This window comes from Mesorhizobium sp. P171375, from assembly GCF_057786075.1.
This window is the reverse complement of the sequence record NZ_JBYNWF010000001.1, coordinates 4,643,919-4,656,811: the sequence shown is the minus strand read 5'-3', so window position 1 is coordinate 4,656,811 and position 12,893 is coordinate 4,643,919. Positions and strand designations below refer to the sequence as shown.

Annotated in this window: 12 protein-coding genes; 6 read left to right on the top strand and 6 right to left on the bottom strand. The window is 62.5% G+C overall.

Translation table 11 applies throughout. The features are described from left to right. Positions 1 to 10: 10 nt before the first annotated feature. On the top strand, positions 11 to 334 hold the full coding sequence (gene hspQ, locus ACYHH6_RS22500; RefSeq protein ID WP_352558988.1) for a heat shock protein HspQ: 324 nt from the start codon (positions 11 to 13) through the stop codon (positions 332 to 334). Between the two features lie 71 nt (positions 335 to 405). Here hspQ and ACYHH6_RS22495 read toward each other — a convergent pair whose 3' ends face one another. Continuing rightward, complete coding sequence (locus ACYHH6_RS22495) at positions 406 to 1,035, bottom strand: invasion associated locus B family protein (protein WP_112561729.1); 630 nt, start codon at positions 1,033 to 1,035, stop codon at positions 406 to 408. A 260-nt stretch (positions 1,036 to 1,295) separates the two neighbouring features. Here ACYHH6_RS22495 and ACYHH6_RS22490 point away from each other — a divergent pair, with 260 nt between their 5' ends. Further along, the gene (locus ACYHH6_RS22490; RefSeq protein WP_488500473.1) at positions 1,296 to 3,116 is read left to right on the top strand and encodes an extracellular solute-binding protein; all 1,821 of its coding nucleotides are present in this window, start codon (positions 1,296 to 1,298) and stop codon (positions 3,114 to 3,116) included. 100 nt (positions 3,117 to 3,216) lie between these two features. Continuing rightward, the gene (locus ACYHH6_RS22485) at positions 3,217 to 3,897 is read left to right on the top strand and encodes a DsbA family oxidoreductase (RefSeq protein WP_352586093.1); all 681 of its coding nucleotides are present in this window, start codon (positions 3,217 to 3,219) and stop codon (positions 3,895 to 3,897) included. 2 nt (positions 3,898 to 3,899) lie between these two features. Here the strand turns inward: ACYHH6_RS22485 and ACYHH6_RS22480 are convergent, their stop codons facing one another. Further along, positions 3,900 to 4,334 carry a hypothetical protein gene (locus ACYHH6_RS22480; protein WP_352586094.1) on the bottom strand — a complete coding sequence of 145 codons (435 nt, stop codon included), beginning with the start codon at positions 4,332 to 4,334 and terminating at the stop codon, positions 3,900 to 3,902. Between the two features lie 45 nt (positions 4,335 to 4,379). On the opposite strand from ACYHH6_RS22480, the gene ACYHH6_RS22475 reads away from it, so the two are divergent. The 3 genes from ACYHH6_RS22475 to mgtE all read left to right on the top strand — a co-directional run bounded on the left by ACYHH6_RS22475 (position 4,380) and on the right by mgtE (position 8,516). Further along, positions 4,380 to 4,886, top strand: coding sequence for a hypothetical protein (locus ACYHH6_RS22475; protein WP_352586095.1), 507 nt, complete (start codon positions 4,380 to 4,382; stop codon positions 4,884 to 4,886). An 89-nt stretch (positions 4,887 to 4,975) separates the two neighbouring features. After that, positions 4,976 to 6,868 carry an ABC transporter ATP-binding protein/permease gene (locus ACYHH6_RS22470; RefSeq protein ID WP_352586096.1) on the top strand — a complete coding sequence of 631 codons (1,893 nt, stop codon included), beginning with the start codon at positions 4,976 to 4,978 and terminating at the stop codon, positions 6,866 to 6,868. A gap of 280 nt (positions 6,869 to 7,148) precedes the next feature. After that, on the top strand, positions 7,149 to 8,516 hold the full coding sequence (mgtE, locus tag ACYHH6_RS22465) for a magnesium transporter (RefSeq protein WP_352586097.1): 1,368 nt from the start codon (positions 7,149 to 7,151) through the stop codon (positions 8,514 to 8,516). A 59-nt stretch (positions 8,517 to 8,575) separates the two neighbouring features. On the opposite strand, the gene ACYHH6_RS22460 is transcribed toward mgtE, so the two are convergent. The 4 genes from ACYHH6_RS22460 to rpiA all read right to left on the bottom strand — a co-directional run bounded on the left by ACYHH6_RS22460 (position 8,576) and on the right by rpiA (position 12,603). Then, positions 8,576 to 9,733 (bottom strand): serine hydrolase domain-containing protein, encoded by a 1,158-nt coding sequence (locus tag ACYHH6_RS22460; RefSeq protein ID WP_352586098.1) that lies wholly within the window; start codon positions 9,731 to 9,733, stop codon positions 8,576 to 8,578. 40 nt (positions 9,734 to 9,773) lie between these two features. Further along, the gene (gene gor / locus ACYHH6_RS22455; RefSeq protein WP_352586099.1) at positions 9,774 to 11,165 is read right to left on the bottom strand and encodes a glutathione-disulfide reductase; all 1,392 of its coding nucleotides are present in this window, start codon (positions 11,163 to 11,165) and stop codon (positions 9,774 to 9,776) included. A gap of 108 nt (positions 11,166 to 11,273) precedes the next feature. Continuing rightward, positions 11,274 to 11,885 carry a DUF2059 domain-containing protein gene (locus tag ACYHH6_RS22450; protein ID WP_352586100.1) on the bottom strand — a complete coding sequence of 204 codons (612 nt, stop codon included), beginning with the start codon at positions 11,883 to 11,885 and terminating at the stop codon, positions 11,274 to 11,276. Beyond that, on the bottom strand, positions 11,872 to 12,603 hold the full coding sequence (rpiA, locus tag ACYHH6_RS22445; RefSeq protein ID WP_352586101.1) for a ribose-5-phosphate isomerase RpiA: 732 nt from the start codon (positions 12,601 to 12,603) through the stop codon (positions 11,872 to 11,874). The genes ACYHH6_RS22450 and rpiA overlap by 14 nt, the downstream gene beginning before the upstream one ends. Between the last annotated feature and the right edge of the window lie 290 nt (positions 12,604 to 12,893).

The window sequence follows — 12,893 nt, the reverse complement described above, 5'->3', positions numbered from 1 at the left end:
GGTGAGTATGATGAAAACAGCCAAATTCTCGATCGGACAGGTGGTTCGCCACAGGCTGTTTCCTTTTCGCGGCATCATTTTCGATGTCGATCCGCAATTCGCCAACACCGACGAATGGTACGAGGCGATCCCGGCCGATGTGCGGCCGCGCAAGGACCAGCCGTTCTATCATCTGCTCGCCGAGAATTCGGAAACCGAATACATCGCCTATGTGTCCGAACAGAACCTGCTCGAGGACCAATCGGGCGAGCCGGTCCGGCATCCGCAGATCCGCGAGATGTTCGACAAGCGGCCGGACGGACGCTACGAGCCGAAGCGCCAGTCGAGACATTGACCGCGTCCTGAACGGGGCAACAAAAAAGCGGGGCAATGCCCCGCTTTTTGTATTTTTGAATTCGCTCGAGATCAGTTGGCGGCCTTGGCCTTGTCCTGCTCGTCCTTGAGCTTCTTGGCAAAATCCTGGTTGTTCTTGGCAACGAAGTCCTGAAGCTTCTTCTGCCGGTCTTCGATATCGGACTGCTGCAGCGGCGGGCCGTCATAGGCGCCGCTGAAGCCGGTCAAGGCAACCTTGATCGGGTTCGGCTGGTTCTGGAAGTTGACCGAAGTGAGCGTGATCGCCTGGCCCTTCTTGAAGGAAGCGACGAGCGTGTCGGTCAGCGGCACTTCGGCCACGCAACGATCAGGGAAGCAGATGACATAATCGAGCTTCTGCGCCTTGCCGGTGTCGATCTGCAGGCCGATGCCGGGAGGCACCAGACGTCCGGTCGGAACCGTCACCTGGAACACCTTGCGGTTCACCTTGCCCTTCAGCTCGATCAGGCTGACGCCGGTGACCAGCTGGCCGTTGCCGGCGGTGACGATGTTCTGGACATTGCAGATGTCGACGTCTTCCTGCTTGGTGCAGGCCTTGAACCAGCCCTGCGGAATCTGCTGCTGCTGTTGTGCCGAAGCAGAGAGAAGTCCGGCGCCCAGAAAGCCGACCACGCCCGCGGCAATGACCGAAAGGCGGTATGCGTTGCTGTTCAGGCTCGTCATGTCGTGTACGTCCTCTCAAATGATCCCGGAACCGGCTTCTTCGCGCCGCGCGGTCCAGCTACCTGTTGCCGAATTGAGGCAACAGGATGACTTCGGAGCGCGTGTTACACCGCATGCGCAGCCGAATCCAGCCCGGCGCCTGCGATTCTTGGCTGTGCCATTTGGGTCGTGCGATTTGGGCTGACGTATCTGGCCGGAGCGCGGCGGGGCCATGCTAGGGTGCACTCCGAATCATCAAGCCGCCCAGTAAGGAGACGGTCATGGGCCGCGTTCTTGTTTGGCTGATCGCCGCGATCTCGTTTCTCGCCATTTCACTTCAGCCCGCAATGTCGGAGCCGAAACATGCCATCGCCATGCAGGGCGAGCCGGCGCTGCCGGCCGACTACACCCATTTCGACTACGCCAATCCCGATGCGCCGAAGGGCGGCAACATCACCTATTGCGTCGTCGGCAGCTTCGACAATCTCAACCCGTTCATTCTGAAGAGCCTGCGCACCACCGCGCGCGGCATGATGGATCTCAACTACGGCAACCTGGTTTTCGAGCCGTTGATGACGCGCAATTATGACGAGGCCTTCAGCCTCTATGGCCTGCTCGCCGACAGCGCCGACATGGATCCCGAGCGCAAGTCGATAGAGTTCCATCTCAACCCTGACGCAAAATGGTCTGATGGCGAGCCGGTGACACCGGAGGATGTGCTGTTCACCTACGATGTCTTTACCGACAAGGGCCGCCCGCCTTACAGGGATCGCATGAGCCTGATCGCCAAGCTCGAAAAGACCGGCGATCACAGCGTGCGCTTTACCTTCAACGACAAGGCCAACCGCGAGACGCCGCTGATTATCGCGCTGACGCCGATCATCCCGAAGCATGCCTTCAACAAGGACACGTTCGACAAGACGACGCTGAAGCCGGTGATCGGCAGCGGGCCCTACATCGTCGACAAGGTGCAGCCGGGGCAGCGCATCGTCTTCAAGCGCAACCCGAATTACTGGGGCAAGAACCTCCCCTCCAAGCGCGGCTTCGACAATTACGACCAGATCACCATCGAGTACTTCCTCAACGCCAATGCCAAGACGGAAGCGTTCAAGAAAGGCATCTGCGCCATCTATGATGAGGGCGATCCGGTCAAGCGCGAGCGTGATATCGATTTTCCCGCCTTCCACCGTGGCGAGGTGATCACCGAGACCTTCGACACTGGCATACCGCCAGTGGTGACCGGGTTCCTGTTCAACACCAGGCTGGAGAAGTTTTCCAATCCGGTGGTGCGGCGCGCGCTCGGCATGCTCTACGACTTCGAATGGGCCAACAAGAACCTGTTTGGCGGCAAATACACACGCACGATGAGCTATTGGCAGAATTCCGAACTGTCCGCGCTCGGCCATCCCGCCTCCGACAGGGAGAAGGCGCTGCTGGCGCCCTACCCCGGACGCGTGCCGGCCGATGTCATGGACGGCACCTGGCGACCGCCGGTGAATGACGGCACGGGCCAGGACCGGAAGGTGCTGAAGGTGGCTTTCGACCTGCTGAAGAGCCAGGGCTACGCCGTCAAGGACGGCGTCCTGCTGGATCCCAAAGGAAGCCCCTTCGGTTTCGAAATCCTGACCGCCTCGCAGGACGAGGAACGCTTTGCCGCCATCTATCAGCGCACGCTGGAGAAGATCGGCATCACGGTGACCATCCGCAGCCTCGAAGCCGACCAGATCCAGTCGCGCAAGCAGCGTTTCGATTTCGAGGTGCTGATCGGGTCGAGCGGTTTCAGCAACTCGCTGTCGCCCGGCATCGAGCAGAGTTTTCGCTGGGGTTCTTCAGAAGCCAAGAGGGAAGGTTCGTTCAACCTGGCCGGCGTCGCCGATCCGGCGGTGGATGCTGCGATCGATGCGATGCTGAGAGCGCGGACCAAGGAGGATTACGTCGCTGCGGTGCGCGTCCTCGACCGATTGCTCATCTCCGGCAACTATATGGTGCCGATGCAGTACAACGCGCAGCAATGGCTCGCTTACTGGAATTATCTGGACCATCCGAAAAAGACGCCCATATTCGGTTATCAATGGCCGACCTGGTGGCGCAAAGCGAACTGAGCATGATCCCGAAAAGTGGTTACCGGTTTTCTAGGACAAACGGAAAGCCGTTTTGTCCAGAGATCATGCTCAAAGATGTGTTCGCGGCAGGAGATCCGAGATGAGCGAAGACAATTCCATTACCGTCGACGTGGTTTCCGATGCCGTTTGCCCCTGGTGCTTCATCGGTCAGAAGCGGCTCGACAAGGCGATCGCCGCTGCCGGCGACATTGAGGTGCATGTGCGCTGGCGGCCGTTCCAGCTCGACCCGACCATTCCGCCAGACGGCAAGGATCGGCGTGAATACATGCTGGCCAAGTTCGGCAGCGAGGAGCGTATCCGCCAGATGCATGCGCGCATCGAGCCGCTCGGCGAAGCCGAGGGGATCAACTTCGCCTTCGACGCCATCAAGGTCGCCGCCAACACACTGGACGCGCATCGCGTCATCCGCTGGGCCGGGGCAGCCGGCGAAGCCGTGCAGAACCGCTTGGTGCGCCAGCTGTTCCAATTGTATTTCGAGGAAGGCGCCAATGTCGGCGATCACGCGGTGCTGATCGAAGCCGCCCGCGAGGCGGGCATGGACGCTGCCGTTGTCGAAACGCTGTTGCCGACCGACGCCGACGTCGAGGCGGTGCGCACGGAAATCGCCACGGCATCGCGAATGGGTATCACCGGCGTGCCGTGCTTCCTGCTTGAAGGCAAATACGCCGTCATGGGCGCGCAGGACGCCGACACGTTGGCCGACGCCATCCGCCAGGTCGCCGCCGCAAAGGCCAAGGGCGAGCTGGAAAAGGTGGGCTAAGCCTACTTTACGTTCACCTTGGCCTTGCTGACGAAGAAGCCATGGCCGTTGCTGCACGTGCAGGTCAGTCCCTTGGTTGACGACTGGCAGGTAAACGGCCCTTTGCTCCAGCTGTTGCCATAGGCCAGCTTGGCGACATCGCTGCAGCAGCCCTTCTCACCCGGATTCTTGATCAATGTCGCCGGCCCGTTCGGCCCGAGGATCACCGTGACGTAGCTGGGCTCGACGCGCGAACAGCTCAGTTCCGGACCGCCATCCTGCGGCTGGTAGGTGCTGGTGCCGCCCTTGGGTGTGTAAATGCAGCCGATGTTGCCGGAGGGCGTGTTGAACTCGATTTGGCCCTCCGCGCTCGCGGGAATAGTCTGGTTGCCGGCATGCGCCAGAGACAGAAAGGCAAAGAGCGACAGGATTGCTGGGGCGGCTGCGCGTGCAAGCATTGGGAGATTCCTTGTTAGAGAACCGGGTATGCATGGGTGCCGACAGTGCCGCGCAAGGTTCAACCGGCGGCGTATGAATTGTCAAATCTTGTTAAGCGGCAGCTAAAAGCGCGCCTGGTCGAGCATGTCCGCTTCACCAGCGGCGAAACGGTGATCGACAGCTACAACGCCGCCGCCAGGACCATTCCCGGGCACTTCTCGGCTTCGGGAAAGGATGATTCGGGCAAACCCGAAGTGATCACAGACGGCAAATTTCCGGTGTTGCCGTCAGTCCGCGGTAGGAAAACCGGCCAATCGGCAAGGTCGATCGGTTCACGAAACCGTGAATCCCGTTTCCCCAGGGGAAGCTTTTCGCACATCTCAGCGTTCTCACAAAACATTGAAACCAAACGGGATATTTGGCCTGGAGACAGCCGTCTCCACGCACCACCTGTTGCCTCAGGGCAACGGCACGTGGGCTGCCTCACATTCGCCGCGATAAAATTAATAGAAAATGATCAATTGGTGTTACTATCCGTAACAAAACTAAAAAAGGTTTGGGCGGGATTGTGATTCAGGTCGACAGACCGCGACGTTCAATATCGGCACTTTGGAACCGCGACGCCGCCGCTGGCCCGTCGCCCCTGACGCCAGTATCGTCGATGCGGACCTTCTGGGGACTGATGCGGGCCTACTGGTTCTCGGACCGGTGGAAGGAAGCCTGGACCCTCACCATCGTCATCGCAGCCCTCACAACACTCCTCAGCAAAGCCGGGGTCTGGTTGGCCCTGATGATCGGGGAATTGACCTACTCGATCAATTACTATCATGACGCCGCCAACACCGCGCCACTCAGGACGCTGCTGACTGATGCGGGGCTCGTCGTGGTCCTGTTTGTGCTCAAGGATGCCGGCCTCGTTGGTGCGAGAAGCCTGGTCTCAAAGACTTTGCACCGCAAATGGCGCGGTTGGTTGAACAGCCAGTTCAATCAAGCGCTGCTCGATGGCAATCATAGCCATTTCCACGCCCAACATGGTTCGGCCGGCGGCGGGGGCCCCGCGCCGGACAATATCGACCAACGTATCCAGGAATCGATCAAAGGCATGACAGGCGGCGCGATCGGCCTCGCCATGGGCGTGCTTGGCGTTGCCACGTCACTCTATTTTATCGGCGAGAACCTCATCGAAACCTCCGTGGAGGTGGCGGGGCTGGAGTTCCTCGGGAGCTATGGCAGCGCTGTCCTCGCGCTGCTCGCCATCGCCACCTACGTGCCGTTCAACACCTGGATCGCGGTAAGGCTTGGAAGAGTGCTGGAGCGGCTAAATGTGCGGCTGCAGCAGGCCGAGGGCAGCTATCGCGGCGAATTGACGACCTTTCTTCGCCGCAGTTTCCACGTCGCCGCGTCAGGCGCAGAAGACGTGCAGAAGACGGTGAACAACCGACTCTATGGCGACATCGATCGGACCTGGGCACGGTTGAATATCGTCAACGTATCTTACGACGCATTCGAGGCGGTCCACAATTTCATGGGCTTTCGCATCGTCGCTTATGCGCCCGGTCTGGTTTCCTTTATTCACAACAAACTCGACCTCAAAGGCTACGTGACCGGCGCCGAGATGATCAATCAGCTGATCGGCCAGTGTTCCTGGCTCATCCGCGTGATGCCCGACATCGCGACCTTGCGCGCCAACAGCCAGCGCGTCACCGAATTGGCGAACGCCATCGAGAACGTCCAGCAGCCGCAGGAGTTCTACGGCCAGACCGGCCGCTCCGACTTCCACTATGCCAGCCAGAACCCGGTCTTCGGCCTGACTATCCAGAAGCTCGAACTGGCGCATCAGGGCGAAGATGCCACGCCGTTCCTGAGTGCTGCCAATCTGCGCTTCCGGCGTGGCGAGTGGACGTTCCTCAAGGGCGAGTCCGGCTGCGGCAAGACTTCGCTGATCAAGGCGATCAACGGCCTGTGGCCCTATGGCCGTGGCACCATCGTCTTCCCCGACGGCGTGAAGAGTTTCTATGCCGCCCAGGAGGTCAAGCTGCAGCAGGTGTCACTGAAGCAGCTGGTGTGTCTGCCCGGCTCCGAGCAGGACTATGGCGATGCGCAGGTGGCGTCTGCCCTGCACAAGGCCGGCCTTGGCGACTTCATCGAACACATGGCCGACGAAAGCCGCGAGGGAAAGATCTGGGATCAGATGCTTTCCGGCGGCCAGAAGCAGAAGCTGGTGGTGGCTCGCATCGTGCTGCAGCAGCCTGGGCTTCTGTTCCTCGACGAAGCCACCGGCGCGCTCGATCCGGATGGCAAGATCGCTTTCCACCAGGCGATCAAGGACAACTGTCCCGATGTCACGGTGATCAGCATCATGCACGAGGCGATTGCGCCACGATCAGCCACGGGCGAGGAATTCTACCACAGCGTGGTTGCGATCGCCGACGGTGTCGCCACCAAGAAGCCGCTTGCTCCGAACCTGCCGCGCGAACTCACCACCATCCTTACGCAGCCGCGACCGGTCGAAGACAAATGGCTGCGCTTCTCGCGCCGGCTGAAGCAGAAATAGCAACCACACCAAACTCTTGCCGGGCCGCAACACTGCGGCAACGACGGCGGTTGATCACAGTCTCGCGATTGGGCCTGTTCCCGGCAGTTTTCCGCCGTTCCTGCGATTGACTCGCCAAAATGCGCTCCTATGTTGCGCCCGGCTTGCAGCATTCCAAATCGAACCCGCAAGCAGAAAGGTCACCGCGCCATGCCTGGCGACAGTCACAGTCGAACGCAGCCGCCGTCCGCCTAGACGTGACCTGATGGCTCACGTCCTGCCAGACGGCAAGGAGTGAGCCATGAACGAATTTTCCCCCGTCGTAGCGGGCGACGATGCCGTCGCGATCGCCCGTATCCTTGCCAATGATCACGTCGCCGATGTCGTCGAGGCCCTGAACCGGGAACCTCGCGAGACCGCGATCGAACTGCTTTGCGAAGTGCCGTTTGAGCGGCTGGTTGAGATCTTCGACCAACCGGAACTCGACGGCGCGTCCGAACTGGCCGAGGCGCTGCCGCGCGCCAAGGCGTGCAAGCTCCTCACCGCCATGTCGGTCGACCGCGCCGCCGATATCCTGCGCGAGCTGGACGAGCCGGCGCGTTCCGAGCTGCTCGGCAGGCTGGCGCCGCCGCTACGGGCGACGCTGCTTTCCATTCTCGGCTACCCCGAAGGCAGCGCCGCCTCGATCATGACGACCGAGTTCGTCAGCGTGCCTTCGGATTGGACCGTCGGCCGCACGCTGGACTACATCCGCAAGGTCGAGCGGACGCGCGAGACCGTCTACGCCATCTACATCGTTGATCCCGACACGCATGTGCTGGTGCGCTCGACTGGGCTGCGCCGGCTGATCACCGGCGAGCCGGACGATCCGATCCTGTCGGTGGCGCCGGACCGCGTGCCGGTGACGGTGACGCCGCTGACCGATCGCGAGACCCTGGCGCAGACGATCTCCAAATACGATCTGCTCGCGGTTCCCGTCGTCGACCACGGCAAGATCCTCGGCATTGTCACCATCGACGACATCATCGACACCATGATCAAGGAGACGACCGAGGACGTGCACCGTTTCGGCGGCATGGAGGCGCTGGACGAGCCCTACATGAAGATGAGCTTCCTCGCCATGATCAAGAAGCGCGGCGGCTGGCTGTGCGCGCTGTTCATCTCCGAGATGCTGACCGCCAATGCCATGCAAAGCTATGAGGGTGAACTGGAAAAGGCGATCGTGCTCACTCTGTTCATCCCGCTGATCATGAGCTCGGGTGGCAATTCCGGCTCGCAGGCGACCTCGCTCGTCATCCGCGCGCTGGCATTGCGCGAGATCGGTCTTGGCGACTGGTGGCGGGTGGCGCTGCGCGAACTGCCCACCGGCCTCGTGCTCGGCGGCATGCTTGGCGTGGTCGGCATCTGCCGCATCGCACTCTGGCAATATATGGGCTTCTACGACTATGGGCCGCATTGGCCGCTGATCGCCACGACGGTGGGAGCAGCGCTGGTCGGCATCGTCACCTTCGGTTCGCTGTCGGGCTCGATGCTGCCGTTCGCGTTGAAACGGATCGGCTTCGATCCGGCGAGCGCGTCGGCGCCGTTCGTCGCGACACTGGTCGATGTGACCGGCCTGGTGATCTATTTCTCGGTGGCGCTGGTCATCCTGCGCGGCACCCTGCTGTAGCAGCCGCTAAAAATCCTGCCGCCGGCAATGACCGGCGGCGGGTTCGCCTTGCTCAGGCTTCAGGCCTGCCGGCTGTAGATGGCGTCGCGCAATGCGTCGGGGAAAGCGCCCATCATCCCGGCAATGGCCGTGTTCGTCAGCGCCACCACCGTCAGGTCCAGCGTCGGGTCGACGAACCAGGAATGACCGTAGACGCCGCCCCAGCGCCACGTGCCGACGGTCTGTGGCGTGTTTGCCGCCACGGGATCGCGCAGGACGCCGAAGCCGAGGCCCCAACCCCAGCCGGGCATGGTGGTTTCGAGACCGCCAATGGCGTCGGTCCTCATCGCCGTGGCCGTTTCGGGGCGGATCACCATGCCGCCGCCGCTGCGCAGCGCTTCAAGCAGCTTCATAACATCGCCGGCCGTGCCGTTCATGCCGGTGCCGCCGGAGGCAAACGATGCGGCATCGAAGGTACGGCCAGGCGTGAACGAGATGGCGCCGTCGCCGAAGGGCACCAGATGATGCTCGCCCATAGCGACAGCCTTGCCGGGACCGTCCGCATAAGGCGTCACCAGCCGAGCCCGGTCACGGACGCCAAAGGCCGTGTCGCGCATGCCGAGCGGCTGCACCACCAGGCGATCGACAAGATCCGGCAGCGTGGCGCCGGTGGCCCTCGCCAGCGCCTCGCCCAGCACATCCATCGCCACCGAATACCTCCAGTTGGTTCCCGGCTTGTAGGACAACGGCACCGAGGCGATGCGCCTGAGGTTCTCGGCCATGGACAGGCCGGGCTGGTCGAGGCCGTCGGAGATCCCGGCACGGTGATAAGGCCCGCCGGTTGCCTGGCGGAAGCCGTAGTCGAGACCGGCCGTATGGGTCAGCAGCTGGCGGATGGTGATGACGGGCTCGCCGCCGTCCGCCAGCTTCGGTCTGAATTCCGGGATGAATCTGGTCACCGGATCGGCAAGACTGATCGCGCCGGCTTCGACAAGCGCCAGGGCCGCGGCGGCGACGACCGGCTTGGTCACCGATGCCAGCCGGAAGATTACGTCAGCCGTCATTGGTTTTTTCGCTTCGCGGTCGGCGAGACCAGCGGCGCGGCTGTAGAGGACTTCACCGCGCCGGGCGACGAGGATCACGGCGCCGACAACGCGCTCCTCCTCGACAGCCCGGTCGATGACCTCATCGACGCGCCGGCCAAAATTGTCGTCGAGCGGCGCGGCGGTTACGGGCATAGATCGCTCCTCATCGCTCCTCGAGGAATGATAACGGGCGTCAATCGACGCGCACGCCGTCCTTCACGCGGTAGGTCGGCTTGTACATGGTGACCAGTTCTTCCGCCGCTGTCGGGTGGACGGCCATGGTGCGGTCGAAATCGTCCTTGGTGACGCCGGCCTTCAGCGGAATGCCGAGCAGCTGCGCCATCTCGCCGGCGTCCGGTCCCAGAATGTGGGCGCCGAGCACTTTTCGCGTGGCGCCGTCGACCACCAGCTTCGTCAGCATCTTTTCGTCGCGGCCCGACAGCGTATGCCGCATCGGCCGGAACGTCGCGCGGTAGATCTCGATGTCGGAGTAGCGCTTGACGGCATCGTCCTCGGACAGGCCGACAGTGCCGATCTCCGGCTGTGAAAACACCGCGGTCGGGATCGTGTCGTGGTCGGGCGCCGTCGGATTTCCCTTGAAGGCGGTCTCGATGAAGCACATCGCTTCGTGGATCGCCACCGGCGTTAACTGTACACGGTTGGTGACGTCGCCGATCGCCCAGATGTTGTCGATGTTGGTGCGGGAGTACTGGTCGACAACGATGGCGCCGGTCTTGCCGAGCTCGACGCCGACGCCTTCCAGGCCCATATTCTCGGTGTTGGGGATGCGGCCGATGGCGAGCATGACCTGGTCGACCGTCAACACCTTGCCGCCGGTGACCAGCGCGTCCAGCCGCCCATCCGGCCGCTTGCGCACCCATTCCGACACGGCGTGGCAGAGAATCTTTATCCCCTTCTTTTCCATGGTCTCGTGCAGCATGCGCCGCAGGTCCATGTCGAAGCGCGACAGGATCTCCTTGCCGCGGTAGACCAGCGTGGTGTCGACGCCCAAACCATGGAAGATGTTGGCGAATTCGACGGCGATGTAGCCACCGCCCTCGATCATGATCGCCTTCGGCAGCCGCTTGAGGTCGAAGACCTCGTTGGAAAAGATGCAATGCTCATGGCCGGGAAGTGCTGGATGCGGCGCCGGCCGGCCGCCGGTGGCGATCAGGATCTGGTCGGCGGTGACGGTGCGGTCGTCGCCCAAGAGGTGCACGACATGCGGATCGACCAGCATGGCGCGCGAGTGGAACGTCTCGCCGCCGGCGCCCTGCACGTTCTTCTCGTAGATAGCCTCCAGCCGGGCGATCTCGCGATCCTTGTTGGCGACCAGCGTCGGCCAGTCGAAGCTCGCTTCCGGCACCGTCCAGCCATAGCCGGCTGCATCAGTGAAATGCTCGGGAAATTGCGAGGCGTAGACGTAGAGCTTTTTCGGCACGCAGCCGCGGATAACGCACGTGCCGCCATAGCGGTATTCCTCGGCGATGCCGACGCGCTTGCCGAGTGCCGCCGCCACGCGCGCCGCCCTCACCCCGCCGGAGCCGCCACCGATGACGAAGAGATCGTAGTCGTAACCGGCCATGCCGCCGCTCCTTGCCTCAGAAATGTTTGAGACAGGTAGGCTGCATGAGGCCAAAAGAAAAGCCCGGTTTGCTCCGGGCTTTCTTGGTCCAGCGGCGAGGGACGCCGGTTAGTTCTTCGGCGCTTCCGGCTGGTCGCCGTCAGCGGGTGCGGCGCCATCAGCCGGGGCGGCACCATCAGCCGGGGCAGCGCCATCGGCGGGTGCCGCGGGAGCCTTGGCCTTCGCGGCCGCGGCCAGCGTCTCGCCGACCTGCTGGGCGAGATCGCGCGCCAGGCCGTTCTGCCAGATGTCGGCCGCCTTGACCAAATCGCGCGTCACCGTCGGGCCGCTGTCGAGCAGCTTCTTGCCGGCTTCGGAATTGTAGAAGGCAGCGATGTCGGTGAGGTCCTTTTCGGAGAACACCTTGGCATAGGCCAGTGCTGCTTCCTTCTCCAGATCGGCGCGGCGTGAGGCCAGCGCTAGCGCCTTCTCGCTGATGGTCTTGCCGATCAGCTCCTGCATGTCGGGGTTCTTCTGGATAAGCTGCTGCTCTAGCGCGGCAGCCGCCTGCGGAAGGATGTTGTCGAACGGGTCGGTCGCGTGGATGGCAGCGACCGCGGCGCGCGCCGCTTTCAGATGCGATTCGGTGACGTCCTGCGAAAACGCCGGCGCGGTGAACGCCAGGACAGCCGAAGCCGCCACGATGGCGGAGAATTGGCGAACCCGTTTATGCAACATCATGATCGGTAGAACTCCCTGGTTTTCGGGCGGCATGGACGGTTTGGATGCCGTCGCCACCGGCGATGATGGCCGCTGACGCCAGCCCGATGAAAAGACCATGCTCGACCACGCCGGGGATGGCATGGAGAGCATTCGAAAGCGCTCTTGTATCCGGAATGCGGCCAAAAGATGCATCGAGGATAAAATGGCCGCCGTCTGTAACAAAAGGCTGGCCCCCCGTCATCCTCAATGTAATAGGCCCGGAAAGGCCGAGACTTTTGGCCGCTGCCGCGACTGCGATTTCGGTGGCGCGCAGGCCGAACTGGTTGACTTCGATGGGCAGCGGAAACCGACCGAGCGTCTCGACCATTTTCGACTTGTCGGCAATGACGATCATGCGCCCGGAGGCCGCCGCGACGATCTTCTCGCGCAGCAGCGCGCCGCCGCCGCCCTTGATCAGCGTCAGCGCCGGATCGACCTCGTCGGCGCCGTCCACTGTGAGGTCGAGCTCGGGCGTTTCCTCCAGCGACGACAGCGGCACGCCGAGCTCGCGGCAGAGGGCCGCGGTGCGCTCCGACGTCGGTACGCCGATGACGGTCATGCCCGTGGCGACCTTCTCGGCCAGCAGCCGCACGAACTCTTCCGCCGTGGTGCCGGTGCCGATGCCGAGCCGCATGCCGTCGCTGACATGGGCAAGCGCTGCCCGCGCGGCCTCGACCTTCAACTGCCTCGCATCCATGCTGCTGCCCCGAAACCTTGTGTCTCGGGCTCCTAACATTTTTGCCAGTCTGGTCAAAGCCCTTGGCGGCAGCGGAACGCCTGGCGATGCGCAGGGTGAGATGCGTGGGCCTTCAGTAGGAATATTTTCTTGGATGCCGTTGCCCGATGGCGGCAGGTATGCTACATTTCCGTTCAGACTGCTGATTTGCGTCACGACCCGCCGCCGAGGCGGGTTTTCATTTCTGGCGGCTCGCCACGCCTGCTTGCCTCGACGTGCTTGCCAGCCCGCTTGCCTCGACGCGCCGCAGC

Excerpts from the sequence above, each read along its gene's own strand:
- hspQ (WP_352558988.1), top strand. The coding sequence starts at position 11 with ATGAAAACAGCCAAATTCTCGATCGGACAGGTGGTTCGCCACAGGCTG.
- ACYHH6_RS22495 (WP_112561729.1), bottom strand. The coding sequence starts at position 1,035 with ATGACGAGCCTGAACAGCAACGCATACCGCCTTTCGGTCATTGCCGCG.
- ACYHH6_RS22490 (WP_488500473.1), top strand. The coding sequence starts at position 1,296 with ATGGGCCGCGTTCTTGTTTGGCTGATCGCCGCGATCTCGTTTCTCGCC.
- ACYHH6_RS22485 (WP_352586093.1), top strand. The coding sequence starts at position 3,217 with ATGAGCGAAGACAATTCCATTACCGTCGACGTGGTTTCCGATGCCGTT.
- ACYHH6_RS22480 (WP_352586094.1), bottom strand. The coding sequence starts at position 4,334 with ATGCTTGCACGCGCAGCCGCCCCAGCAATCCTGTCGCTCTTTGCCTTT.
- ACYHH6_RS22470 (WP_352586096.1), top strand. The coding sequence starts at position 4,976 with ATGCGGACCTTCTGGGGACTGATGCGGGCCTACTGGTTCTCGGACCGG.
- mgtE (WP_352586097.1), top strand. The coding sequence starts at position 7,149 with ATGAACGAATTTTCCCCCGTCGTAGCGGGCGACGATGCCGTCGCGATC.
- ACYHH6_RS22460 (WP_352586098.1), bottom strand. The coding sequence starts at position 9,733 with ATGCCCGTAACCGCCGCGCCGCTCGACGACAATTTTGGCCGGCGCGTC.
- gor (WP_352586099.1), bottom strand. The coding sequence starts at position 11,165 with ATGGCCGGTTACGACTACGATCTCTTCGTCATCGGTGGCGGCTCCGGC.
- ACYHH6_RS22450 (WP_352586100.1), bottom strand. The coding sequence starts at position 11,885 with ATGATGTTGCATAAACGGGTTCGCCAATTCTCCGCCATCGTGGCGGCT.
- rpiA (WP_352586101.1), bottom strand. The coding sequence starts at position 12,603 with ATGGATGCGAGGCAGTTGAAGGTCGAGGCCGCGCGGGCAGCGCTTGCC.